The sequence below is a fragment of the Muribaculum sp. genome (genome assembly GCF_029051885.1).
Lineage (GTDB): Bacteria > Bacteroidota > Bacteroidia > Bacteroidales > Muribaculaceae > Muribaculum.
Genome location: NZ_JAIDKI010000079.1, coordinates 1 through 13870, shown reverse-complemented (window position 1 = coordinate 13870; position 13870 = coordinate 1). Strand labels below are relative to the sequence as shown.

General features: G+C 49.8%; 7 protein-coding genes. All 7 read left to right on the top strand.

Annotated elements, in window-relative coordinates:
* Positions 1-132: 132 nt before the first annotated feature.
* Positions 133-2436 (top strand): outer membrane beta-barrel protein, encoded by a 2304-nt coding sequence (locus tag K2I50_RS03505; protein WP_301024859.1) that lies wholly within the window; start codon positions 133-135, stop codon positions 2434-2436.
* Positions 2437-2557: 121 nt separating this feature from the next.
* Positions 2558-3760, top strand: a complete 1203-nt coding sequence (locus K2I50_RS03500) for a tyrosine-type recombinase/integrase (RefSeq protein WP_301024858.1) — start codon at positions 2558-2560, stop codon at positions 3758-3760.
* 443 nt (positions 3761-4203) lie between these two features.
* Complete coding sequence (locus K2I50_RS03495) at positions 4204-5775, top strand: calcineurin-like phosphoesterase C-terminal domain-containing protein (protein WP_301024857.1); 1572 nt, start codon at positions 4204-4206, stop codon at positions 5773-5775.
* Between the two features lie 16 nt (positions 5776-5791).
* On the top strand, positions 5792-6886 hold the full coding sequence (locus K2I50_RS03490) for a FecR family protein (RefSeq protein ID WP_301024856.1): 1095 nt from the start codon (positions 5792-5794) through the stop codon (positions 6884-6886).
* Between the two features lie 66 nt (positions 6887-6952).
* Positions 6953-10600, top strand: coding sequence for a SusC/RagA family TonB-linked outer membrane protein (locus K2I50_RS03485; protein ID WP_301024855.1), 3648 nt, complete (start codon positions 6953-6955; stop codon positions 10598-10600).
* A gap of 15 nt (positions 10601-10615) precedes the next feature.
* On the top strand, positions 10616-12184 hold the full coding sequence (locus K2I50_RS03480) for a SusD/RagB family nutrient-binding outer membrane lipoprotein (protein ID WP_301024854.1): 1569 nt from the start codon (positions 10616-10618) through the stop codon (positions 12182-12184).
* Positions 12185-12211: 27 nt separating this feature from the next.
* Complete coding sequence (locus K2I50_RS03475) at positions 12212-13693, top strand: BACON domain-containing protein (RefSeq protein WP_301024853.1); 1482 nt, start codon at positions 12212-12214, stop codon at positions 13691-13693.
* Positions 13694-13870 lie beyond the last annotated feature (177 nt).

Here is a 13870-nt window from a genome sequence, read left to right as displayed (position 1 = left end):
ACGCAATTTCTCACCCCGCGCCGTAAGATACTGATTTACTGCATACTGGGGGGGGGTAATTTCTTCCTCATAAGGGATTGTTTTCTTGGCAATTATTATTAACTTCGTGCCACACATCAACAGATTTTCCACATGAACCACCATCTTAGAATACTCGTCGCTATGATATTTGCGCTTGTTGCCACGAGTAAAGTTTCGGCCAGAACCATATGCGGCAAGGTGCTTTCTGAAAACGATTCCACAGCTGTGGTCGGAGCTACATGCCGGCTGCTTTCCGACAATAAGTTTATATCAGGCAAAGTAGCCGATACATCGGGGGATTTCTCATTCGATACCGATGCATCCTCCCCGGTGACCCTTGAAATAGGAATGACAGGATATAACGGAGCCACTATCATAATAGACAACGGTGCGGACAATATCAATCTCGGTAATTTATATCTGTCGGAAGGGTTGGTTCTTGACGAAGTCACTGTCACAGGACAGGCAATGATTGACGCTCGCGGACGTACTGTAGTATTTCCATCGGCATCCGATATAAAAGCCTCATCCACTACAGTCGGACTGTTTCAGAAATTGCCTCTCGGCGGACTTGAAGCCGACCCTATAAACCGAACGATAAAGGTCGACGGCGCCGCACCCATGATTCTTATCAATGGCGTTCCGTCATCTATGACCGATATCAACTCTCTGCAACCAAAAGATATCGAGAAGATAGAATACTCACGCATCACACCGGCCAGATATGCCGACCGTGGAGTGAACGGACTGATAAATATCACACTGCGGAAGCGCAACGACGGCGGACAGCTATATCTCTGGGCACGCAGTGCAGTGGCCACGGCATTTGTCGACGGGTCGGTAGAAGCGTCATATCATCAGGGACCGTCGCAGTTTTCATTGTCATGGACTCCATCGTGGCGCAACTATCAGCAAGTATACGATAATAGCGATGAAGCCTACATCGGAGACAATTTCAGGGTCAACATAAAGTCGCATGATAGAAATCCATTCAACTATTTTTACAATCAGTTACAGACAAAGTATACCTACAGTCCCTCTGAGAGTACCACTCTGGCAGTCACCTTTTCGGCTACGCCTATGACCTCGAAGAACCGCCTGCTTGGATATGCCGACGATTCGTTGCTTGGAGCATGCGATAAATTCAGCCGGTCGACAAGCCGGGATTTTGCACCGTCGCTCGACCTGTTTTTACGTCGCGACTTCAATGAGAGCAATTCTCTTGAGGCCCAGGTGGTAGGCACTCTGAGCTCAAGCGACTACAGACGCTACAATCATTTTATCTATAACGGAGATGATGAGCGCGAATACATAATGGATGCCGACAACAGGCGCCGCTCGCTTATCACTGAAGTAAGCTACACCCATACCTTTGGCGACAATACCTCTCTGTCAGCAGGTGTGCAGAACACCCTGTCACATTCAACCAATCAGTATCTGCATACCGACTATAAGCCTGTGCTTACCGAGAACAACAACTATGTGTATGCCGACTTCGGTCAGCGTATAGGCAATGTGTATCTTACTGCATCGACCGGCGCCAAACTGTTCTGGGTTAAAAACGATATGAACCGGCGCCATTTCATCAGAAATATCACTACAGCACGTGCTTCTTGGAATATCTCGCAAAAGTGGAATCTGGTGGCATCATTTATATTTACACCGGATATCCCGTCGCTTGCCGATCTGACCGACTATCCGCAGCAGACGTCGCCCTATCTCGTTTCTAATGGAAATCCATCTCTGAAAGTATCGGAGACGTTCGGCTACCGCGTACAGACCTCTTATCAGCATGATAAACTGACGATGTCGCTCAACCTGTCGATGGCCAATATCAACAACTGCGCGATATCAGATATGGAATATCTCGGCGACAAGCTCTTCCTGTCTCATCCTGTAAATGTGCGCTCCCGACACATGTACAAGGGCTCACTTAATATGAAACTCAGCGATATATATGGTTTCGGCGCACGCGCATATGCATCAATCACGCATTATGCAAATTCCATGGATGGATATAGCCGCAGTCTCACAAGTCTTGACGGAAGTGTAAGTCTGTGGTGGAACAAAGGGCCGTTTACAATATCATTCTGGCAGAAATTCCCGGGAAAATTCCTGATTGGATATCGAGAGAGTAAGGATGAAAACGGCAATTCACTGTCTCTCGGCTATAAGCCCGATAAACACTGGGATTTCGACATATCCTGGATGTATATGTTCAGCAAGAAAGGCTCTCAGTATCCATCGTGGAACTATTCACCGGTAAATCCCTATACCACTGACCGCTACATCAGACATAACGCCAATATGGTGACACTGTCGGTAAGCTATTCGGCCGACTTCGGCTCGATATTCCGCAGCGTCCGTCGCTCACTCAACAATTCCGACACCGGCTCATCGCTCCTAAAGATGTAGGAAATAGTTGAGCGCACATGGCTGCCATTCTCAATATCTTGATTTTGCCGTAACTTCGAAGATGGAAGCATTGACACCTATTATGCTCCCCTTCCCAGCTAATTTTAAATCAAGTACATTTATGGCAACTGTAAAAGTAAAATTCCGTGAGCCGTCTGTGCCTGGAAACAAAGGAACCGTCATTTACCAGATTTCCCACGGAAGTAAAACACGCTTTATCACAACATCCTACCAACTTTACCCTGCACAGTGGAACCAACGTCGAAGCATGCCTGTCTCCGACATTGACTCAGAATCATCGGATATATCAGAGATTACCAGAAACATAAACCGGGATATCAGACTTTTGGACAGAATAATCAAAATACTGTACGACCGGAGCATTACGTTTGACACCGATGACATCACCGCGAGATTCCAACAGACTACTACCGAAAGTTCACTGTTCAACTTCATGAACGCCACTATCAACCGCCTGGTAAATAACGGAAGAATACGCACTTCAGAGACATACACCGCTGCACTACGAAGTTTCCATAAATTCAGAGATGGCCGCGATATAATGCTCGACGAACTCGATACGGATACCATCGAGGCATATCAGACTTATCTTCGAGCCTCGGGACTCGTGCCCAACTCAATATCATTCTATATGCGCATACTCAGGGCACTATACAACCGTGCCGTAGAAGCCGGTCTTGCCGAACAGCGAAAGCCATTCCGCCATGTATATACCGGAATTGACAAAACCGTAAAGAGAGCTCTACCGATATCAAAAATCCGGCAAATGCGCAATCTCGAACTATCACGTACCCCAGCGCTGGCATATGCGCGCGATATATTCATGCTCAGTTTCTATCTGCGCGGAATGAGCTTTATCGACATGGCCTTTCTACGTAAAACCGATCTGCACAACAACCGGATAACATACCGTCGCCACAAAACCGGACAACGGCTCACAATAGCATGCACTCCGGAAATGAAAACAATCCTCAACCGATATCCTGGCAATACATCGGAATATCTGCTACCCATCATACCACCATCTGTGACAGACAAACGTAAAGCCTACCGCAATCAAAGCTATACTATAAACCGACGGCTAAAGCAGATTGCAGTAATGCTTGATATCTCAACTCCGCTCACACTATATGTTGCCCGCCACAGCTGGGCCTCGGCAGCAAAAGTCAATGGAATCCCTATCAGTATAATAAGCCAGGGAATGGGTCACGACTCCGAAGCAACTACACAGATTTATCTGTCATCTCTCGACACATCTGTAATCGACCATGCAAACTCCTTGATTCTGTCATCTCTGCTATAATATCAGCCTCCGGCTTTGATACCCAATCCCTAACGCCACAATCAGCATTAAGTAACTGGTCGAATTTATTTTAATGTTTATTCGATTGAAATTTTTACAAGATTTTACTTGATACAGAAGGAGTGTAGCGAGCTACATGACTGATGACGAGAGGAAAAGATTCAAAAATTTTGCCGAAGAACCATCGAAATAATCAGACCGGTTAATATAAAATAATTTAGAACAGCTACTTATTATCATTTTTTTAGTAAAAATATCTTAGCGTATCATTATGGTGAATTGTCTTCTATTCAAATGCTATTATATTTCTTGCAATGAATCATATGCCCATCATCATACAGCGGACACTGATATTTTTCAATATCTTTGTATTCCTTATACTTAGCTCCGCAAAAGCATACGGCATCAATCATGCGGCTCGGGAAAATAATTCCGGAGTAAATATGATTGACACACCGAATATAACCGGTGTCGTAGCCGACATAGAGGGCAATCCCATTGCCGGAGCAATCGTTTCCGACGGAAAAAACATAGTGCCGACTGATTCAACCGGATACTACAGCATGAATTCCGACAAATCAAAAGGTGCTGTATGGGTAAGCATCCCCCGAGGATATGAGCCACCGATATCCGGCTCACGCCCTCAGTTTTTCGCATTGCTGACCGAACCAAAGAAAGTAGCCGAGCGACATGACTTCATTCTGACACCGTTGGATAACCCCGACAGTTACGTACTGCTCGTTCACACCGACCAACATCTCACCGGGCGCCCCACCGGCGATGTAGATCAGTTCCGTTCACTTATCATCCCCGACTTTAATTCTACAGTAGCACAATACCGCACGCAGGGCAGACACGTCTACAGCATCTCGCTCGGCGATGCCGGATGGGAGAAACACTGGGTCGAGTATGCGTTCGGACTGCCCGACGTAGCACGTGAGTTTGACCGCCTCGACTGCCCGGTGTTCAGCGTTATCGGCAACCACGACTATAACCCCTACGTATCGGGCGATGCCAACTCAACCGACATATTCCTCCGTAACTTCGGCCCGACATATTATTCCTTCAACCTCGGGAGGGTGCACTATATCGTGCTCGACGATATAGTGTATGTCAATGCCAACGCCACACCATCCGAGATGGGCGACCGCGAATACCGCCGGCGTCTTGATGCCGACCAGCTACGGTGGCTCAAGGCCGACCTCGCCACACTGCCCGACACAACGGTGCCTATAGTGATATGCTCACACGTCCCATTCTACTCGGCTCCGGTGCTCAACGGCGACGGCACCATGACAGTGACCAACAGTCTGCGCAACGTTGAGGAAATCGAAGAGATACTCCGCCCCTACAATAATATAAAGGTATTCACAGGCCACCACCATCGCGCCTATAATGTAGAGAGTCCCCGCCTCAAAGGCATGGCCGAGTGGGTATATCCGGCTGTATGCGCAACTATGTGGCGCACAAAAAGTCTGGCAGGCAATCATCTTGCAGCCGACGGATGTGTAGGCGGCTACGGAGTGTGGACGGTCGACAGCACCGACATGTCCTACCGATATAAGTCAGCAGGCTATCCTGCCGACTACCAGATGCGTGTCTACGACCTCAACACAGTGTTCATCAACGCCAAATTGGTCAGCAACAAGGCTGCAAAGTCAAAGGTGGCCAAATGTGCCCATGGCTACAACAAGCGCAATAAGCGCAACGAGTTGCTCATCAATGTATTTGCCTACGGACCCGGATGGAAGGTCGAAGCCACTGAAAACGGATTGCCGCTAAAGGTCAAGCAGGTTGAGGCCAGCGATCCGCTACACATACTCTCCTATGAAATCGCGCAGCTCAACAGCGGAGAGCGCAACGCCCACTCCAAATCAAACCCCTCCGTCCACTTTTTCAAGACAACAGCATCTGCGCCCGACACACCGGTCACAGTCACGGTGACCGACCCGTGGGGGCATATCTACACCGAAACCGTAGAGCGCCCCAAAGCATTTCATGCATTAATGAAATAACCGATTGACTCGCAATATGAACGAACATCAGGAAATTATCGATTATCTTACTTCCACGTCCGACATTCCGGCCGATCTGCTGAAAGCCATACAACAATGGCTCATAGAACACGGCGGAGAGGCCGCGACTACAGGTGCTATGTTTTCCGTTTGGGACAATATGGCCAAGGACAACGGACGCACTTCCATAGACCCGGATATCGCCAAAGGACTACAACGAATATTGCGCGACATCGATTCAGACCGCATGGCGTCAGCCTTGTCATCATCACATCCTGCGATACAGCTTCCTGAAGAACCCGACATAGCGGATGCTCCATCATCAGAAGAACCCATAAGGCCCTACAATGAAAAAACATCGTTTACAAAATGGCTGTTTATTGCGGCCTCGGTGTGCGTGATTCTATCTATAGGTTCATTCATCCTCGGAAACATGATGGCCCGCCATTCATCCGACACTGTATTGCTTGCCGCAGAAGGCTCGATAGGTAAATATACACTACCCGACGGCACTCGCCTGTGGCTCAACGGCGGCTCAACACTCACCTACTGCAGCGACTTCGACGACTCATCCGAGCGACGTGTGTCAATCGACGGAGAAGCCTACTTTGAAGTGACACGCAATCCACGCCGTCCATTTATTGTAGAAATGGAGTCAATGGATATAAAAGTCCTCGGCACATCGTTCAGCGCGCGTTCCTATCCCTACTCCGGAACTGAAGAAGTAATACTGCTGTCGGGAAAAGTAGAATTGGAAAGTCAGATGCTGCCGGAGCCGCTTATAATGCGCCCCAACCAAAAAGTCACCCTTGACAGGGTTTCACGGCAGGCTGTTGTAGCACCGGCCAATGCCAAAGCATATTGCCGTTGGATTGAGCCTGTGACAATATTCGACAACGAGCCGCTTGGAGATATTCTGATTCTACTGTCACGCCGCTATGGTCTTGACATATCTATAAACGACTCAACCAGAGTCGATACACGCATGTCAATCACCCTCAGCAGCTCACAGTCGCTCGACGAAGTCATATCGATTATCGAACATATAATCCCGGTAAAAATAACTGCCGATGGAAACAGTCTTACTCTTGCCTCGGCAAACGCTGACTGATACCTCCAACGGTTTTTACGATAAGCCAATACAAAACCTTCTATTCAAATATACCAACCCTTAGACATGACTGCAAACTACAAATTCTGCGGCATTACGCGAAGGCTTTCACAAATTCGTGCAAAAGCCTTGATTGCGGCATCAATTATTGCTATGTCGGCCTCGTCGCCTCTATCGGTAGCCGCCGCACTACCAAGGGTAAGCATCGATGCTAACGACATTACCGTAAAACAACTGCTTCACGACATTGAGTCGAAATGTAATTATACATTCGCCTACAGCGACGGAGCAGGCCTACCTACCTCAAAGCGTGTCACACTCCACGCTACCGACAGGCCTATCGACGAGATTCTCGCGGAAATACTGCCTGGCGCCGATGTTGAGGTAAAAGGTACTACAATAATGCTCACACCGGCCAAGACTTCCAAAGACGGAAATGCCAAGACACCAAAGGCCAACAAAAAGACTGTTACCGGACGTGTTGTCGACGACAGCGGAGAGCCTATAATCGGAGCCACAGTGATGCAGAAAGGTACCAACAACGGTACATCGACCGATATCGATGGCAATTTCTCCCTTTCTGTATCAGGCAAGCACCCTACTTTAGTGGCCCGTTACGTAGGTTGCGAGCCCAAAGAGATAAAAGCCGCCCCGGGCACTTCGGTCAGCATCACGCTTGACCAGTCTGGAGTCAAACTAAACGATGTCGTGGTTACAGCTCTCGGTATCAGCCGCGAACAGAAATCACTCGGCTATGCCGTGTCAAAAGTGTCAAGCGAAGACCTCAACAACACCGTATCCGGCAACTGGCTCAACTCCATGAACGGTAAGGTGGCAGGTCTTTCTATGACCAGCGCAGGTTCAGGCCCCCTTGGCTCAATGCGCGTTGTGCTCCGTGGCGAACAGTCGCTTAATTACGGAGCCAACGAAGCTCTTTTCGTAGTCGACGGTGTGCCTATTACCTCCGGCGATGCCGGTACAGGCAGTGGTGCGTCATTCTCCAACTCCGATGCGCCCATCGACTTCGGCAACGGCGCCTCTGAAATCAACCCCGAGGATGTCGAGTCGGTGACAGTGTTGAAAGGTCCGGCCGCTACCGCCCTGTATGGTTCGAGAGCAGCCAACGGCGCCATCGTCATCACCACCAAAGCCGGTAAGGCTGAGAAAGGTATCGGTGTGACACTCAACTCGTCGATAACATGGGAAAAAGCAGGATACTATCCCGAATTTCAGGGTGTCTACGGCCCGGGAGCCGACGGAGGATTCGCGCCCTATGCATTCTGGCGATTCAAGAATATGGATGTACCTGAAGGCTTTCCCGCTAAAGCCAACGGTTCCCGCATGAGCTACGGCGAGGCATACAGCGCCGACAAGCTGCGCAGCCAGTACAACTCATACAACCCCGTTACCGGAGAGTGGACACTCACCCCGTTTGTCTACGCCGACGACTGGTTCACAGGATTTATGGAGACAGGTGTGACCTACCGTAACAACATCACCGTAAGCTCCAACAACGGCAAGGGCACATCGGCTCGCCTCTCCGTGACAGATACCCGCAACGACTGGATTCTTCCCAACACAGGCTATAAGAACCAGACTGTATCCGTGTCGCTCAACACCAAGATGAACAAGTGGATGAAGCTCCAGGCCCGTGTCAACTACCTCCACAAATCGTCAGACAACCTCCCGGTGCAGGGCTACAGTAATCAGAGCCCGTTCTACATGCTCATATGGGGTAACACCAACATCAGCCCAAAGCAGTACCGCGACGAATACTTCGGTGGCATGTGTACACTCGAAAACTACTCGGGCGACCGCTACGATGGCAAGGCCATGGTGGCAAGTATGGGTAACTCCAAGCCGGTCAACCCCTACCGCCAGATGTATGAGGCAACCAACGCCATCAACAAAGACCGCGTCTACGGCAACGTAGCCCTCAACATCGACTTCCCAGTCAAAGGCCTCACCCTCGATCTACGTGCAGGCACCGACCTCAGTGTCGACTGGCGCCAGCAGAAGAAACCTTTCCGCTCGCCCGACTACGACCGTGGGTTCTACCGCGAACAGAATAACCGCGACATCGAGACCAACCTCGACTTCATGTTCCGCTACGTAAACAATAAACTTGTCAACAAGCGCCTCGGTCTCAACGCCGCATTCGGAGGCAACTCGATGATACGCCGTGTGTTTCGCAGCTCTATCACACTGAAAAATCTCGGAGAGGAAGGCATCTACAATTCCTCCAACCTTCCCGACGGCGAGTTTGCCCGTCCCTACAACTGGCGCAGCCACAAGGTAGTCAATTCATTCTACGGATTTGTCAACCTTAGCTGGGACAATACATATTACCTCGACATCACCGCACGCAACGACTGGTCATCGGCTCTCGGCCGCGGCAACTGGTCGTTCTTCTACCCTTCGGTATCGGCCAGTGTGCTCCTCGACAACGCCCTCAATCTCCATGATTCCGCTCCCTGGATTGACATGCTCAAGATACGCGGGTCATGGGCCAACGTGGGTAACGACACAAATCCCTATACACTCACCGACACCTATTCTTCATCATCGTCCTACCCCTCAAGCTCGCTTCTGCCAACTACAGCTGCCAACTACTTCATCAAGCCCGAGAACGTAGAGAGCTGGGAGCTCGGTATCGAGTCAATGTTCTTCCACAACCGCTTCGGGGTCGATGTCGCCTTCTACAACTCATCTACCACCAACCAGATTGTAAGCGCTGTAGCCGATATGATTACCGGAGTGTCGGCCCGTAAGATGAACGCCGGCGAAATCCGCAACCGCGGTATAGAACTCTCGGTGCATGTAATTCCAGTACAGACCCGCAACTTCACATGGTCGTTTGACGTAAACTGGAGCCGCAACTGGAACAAACTCGTATCGCTCGACAAAGACTGGGACCCCTCGGCAGCGTTCATCCAGAACGACGGTGCCGGCGGCAGCTATGCATCCATACGTTCCTACGTAGGAGAAGAGATGGGATGGATCTATGGAAAAGGATATAAACGTGCACCTCAGGGAGCTACCTATACCGACGCCAACGGCAATGTAGTCGACTGCTCAGGCATGAAGATTATCGATGCCTCCAACGGCATACCCCTCCTTGACGATGCCGCCGACACCCGCATCGCAAAAGTCAATCCCACATGGCGCGGAGGTATGACACATTCATTCCGCTACCGCGACTTCACTCTCGGACTCACATTCTCGGCCCAGATGGGCGGCCATGCATTCTCTCATACAAATGCCGTACTCTCCTACATGGGAAAACTCACCAACTCGCTCGAAGGCCGCTATGAGGGTCTGACAGTAGAGGGCGTAGTCGCCACCGAAAATGCCGACGGCTCGATAACCTACACCCCTAATACCCTTCCCGTATCGTCGGTAATCGACTATTACCAGAAGGCAAAATATATCCGCAACAATGCCGAGGAGCATACATTTAAAACCGACTTCTTCAAACTTGGCGAAGCTCGTCTCGACTACTCGCTCCCCCGCAAGATATGCCGTAAGCTACGTGTTGTGCAAGGAGCTGCCATTGGTGTGTATGCAACCAATATCTTCTGCATCACCGATTGGCCTCAGTTCGACCCGGAGGCTGCCGGCACAATGAACGGTACAAATATTGTAAACGGCCTTGAAATGGGTGCGCTCCCGATGACACGCACCTACGGCTTCAATATCAAACTATCATTCTAATCCTACCCTATCGACATGAAAATCAAAAAATATACAATCGGTATTCTTACAGCATCGCTACTTGCCACCTCGGCGGTGTCATGCTCCGACAGCTTTGAAAGCATAAATACCGACCCCAACGAGACCCCGATGGGCATGCTCAACCCCTACGGTGTGTTCGAGGCCATGTTCTACGGATATGTCAACCGCTCGCTTGCCTTCACTCGCCAGTACAACAACGAGCTTGTACAGTACACCGCATGCACAGGCTCCAACGGCAACGACATACACCGCTACAGCATCAACAACAACAACGTATCCACCATCTGGTCAAACTATGCACGCTATGCAGCCAACGCCGACCACATGGTGCAGCTTGGTATTACCAAGAATGAGCCGGCAGCACAGGCCGTAGGTCTGACATTGAAAGTCCTCATCATGTCAAATCTCACCGACCTGTTTGGCGACGTGCCATACCGCGAGGCTTTCCAGCACGACCAGGACAACTGGACTCCGGTATTCGACTCGCAGAAGGACGTATATGAGCAGATGTTCGCCGACCTTGAGACTGCCAACAATCTCTATGCTAAATCGCCTGTGTTTGCCAAGCCGACAATCGACCTTATGTATGGCGGAGACATGACCATGTGGCAGAAATTCAACAATTCGCTGTATCTCCGACTGCTTATGCGCGTGAGCGGACGCTCTGAAATGGGAGCCGATACAAAAATCGCCGAGATTGTGTCCAACTCCAACAAGTACCCCATAATCTCCTCCGCAACCGAGAGCGCTACAGTGAAATACACCGGTATCGACCCCTATTTCAACAATTTCCGTCCGAGCAACACTACCGAAACACAGGTAAAGGCCAATAAGATTGCAAAAACAATGATTAACCTCATGCTGCTTACCGGTCGTGACTCAGAGGAAGACCCGCGACTCACCACCATGGCCATACAGAGAGCCGGCGACTGGAAGGGAGTACAGGGCGGATGTGCGATATCCGACGCGCGTCTTGAGGATGACGGCGCAAGCTACCCCAACTACGCCGTACTCGTGCGCGACGCCGCTCCTGCATGGATTCTCGACTACTCAGAGGTACAGTTCATTCTTGCCGAAGCCGCTCTGAAAGGATACATCTCCGGAGGCGAAAGCACAGCGCGCTCACACTATGAGAATGCTGTGACTGCAAGTTGCAGGAAATGGGCCGAACTCACACAATACAGTTCGGAAAAATATCAGATTACCGACGAACGTATCGCGGCTCTGCTTGCCGGCAAACTTGCCGGATGGGACGAAAATTCCGACCATGCAATGCTCATCGCCAATCAGAAATTCATATCTTTGTTCTGGATTGGCTTTGAGGCCTATCACGAACTGCGCCGTACCGGATATCCGGTAATTACTATAGGCAACGGATGCAGCTACAACAACTTTGAGTATCCTCAGCGACTTTACTACCCGACCAACACAGTAGGCTCCAACAGCACAAATGTAAAGATAGCCCTTGACCGAATGGGTGGTGAAAACAATCTCCGCACATCTGTATGGTGGAGCTACAAGGCAATCAACGGTACATTTACTGCTGTGCGCCAGCAAAAATAAATCCATAATCGCTACAGAACATACAATATGAAAATCAATCATATATTCAGATTTCCGGCCATGCTGGCCATATCGGCAATAATAGCCGGCATGGCAGTAAGTGTCACATCCTGTAAAGAAGATGACGAAGCCATCGCAGGCGAACCATACTTCTATGTCGAAGGAGCAGAAGACGGTGTAGTACATATGGACGTCAAAGGACTCGCCCAGGACAAATGGGCATTCGGTGCCGGCGACCACTATATAGTTCGTTCAAATTGCCCGTGGAAAATAGTTCCTGTCGATGGAGAAATGCCTGAATGGATGAAAATCTACCCACTCGAAGGAAACGGTGAAGGCATACTCCGTTTCTATGCTGTAAGCAATCCGATGGCTCAGGTCAGATCGGCAGAGTTCCGTGTAATAATAAACGGCTCTGAGATGGAACGTCATCTCGTATTGTCGCAGGATCCTTCCGGGCCCGTTCTTACTCTCACTGCCGACAACATAATGCTACAGCAGAGCGGAAGTTTCAACGAAGTGGTTGTGACTGCCAACTATGAGTGGGAAGTTGTTGCCGACCCTAATGCCACATGGCTGAAGGTTGAGCGCAATGAAGACAAACTCACCATAGGTACCGACGAGCCAAACCTCACCGGTGCGGAACGCACAGCTACAGTCATAATACGTGGCATTGACGAAAACGCCGAGATAACCACTCCGATAAACATAACTCAGCTCGATGCAATATTCTTCGATGACTTCGGATGGTGCTTTACACCAATGAACACTACCGCCGACTTCTGCGACGAACCCAATCTCGGCGCCGTAGTATGCTGGGGCGACCAGATGCTTCGTATCGACAAGTGGATAGATCCTGTTAAGTCGGCCAATCCGGGTTGGACTGCCGTTAGAGGTACAAAGAGCAAATCAGCAGGCCCATACACATACTCCCGCCACAATTATATCCTCTTCGGAACATCCAACAAATGCGCCGGAAACATCTGCTCGCCGGCAATTACTTCGATTGAAGGTGAAATAAACGCCACAGTAAGCTGGAGCATGGCCGGATTTACCTCAGCCAAGAATGCCAAGGAAGCAGGAAATGAATTCTGGGTATCCATTCTCGGACCTGGACGTATCACAGCAGTAAACGCAAACGGCAAAAGTCTTGCCGAGATTATGACCGGAGAGTGCACCATTCCGTACGAAAGCTCCGGTAATACTCCGGCCGATAAAGCCGGTGTACACGATATCGACCTGACCGAAACAGCGCGATTCTATATCGGCAAAGATGGCTATTTCGACGTAGACACCGACCCGACCGGTCTCGAGGTATGGAAGAGTCCAGAAAGCATGTTCAGCATGAAAGTCGAGGGTATGACCGCTCAGACACGTATTGTATTTATTGCATGCGACGCCGACAATCTCACCATGGAGACCGGCGAAGGCTGGGACGTGCGTGCCGGCAACAGCAAGTACAAATCCAACCGTAAACTGTTCGACAACTTTAAGGTTGTAGTTAACTGAACGATACTTCATTAAGCCAATGATGGAGGAAGTGTCACGATAATATTCAACCATTTATCTGACACCTCCTCCATCTTAGGCATCTATAATATATCAACTCATTAAGAGCTTGTTTAATAATAAATGTTGCCGCCAGGGTCGTATAGCTTGAGACGATTTTCGACATGTGACGAAGGA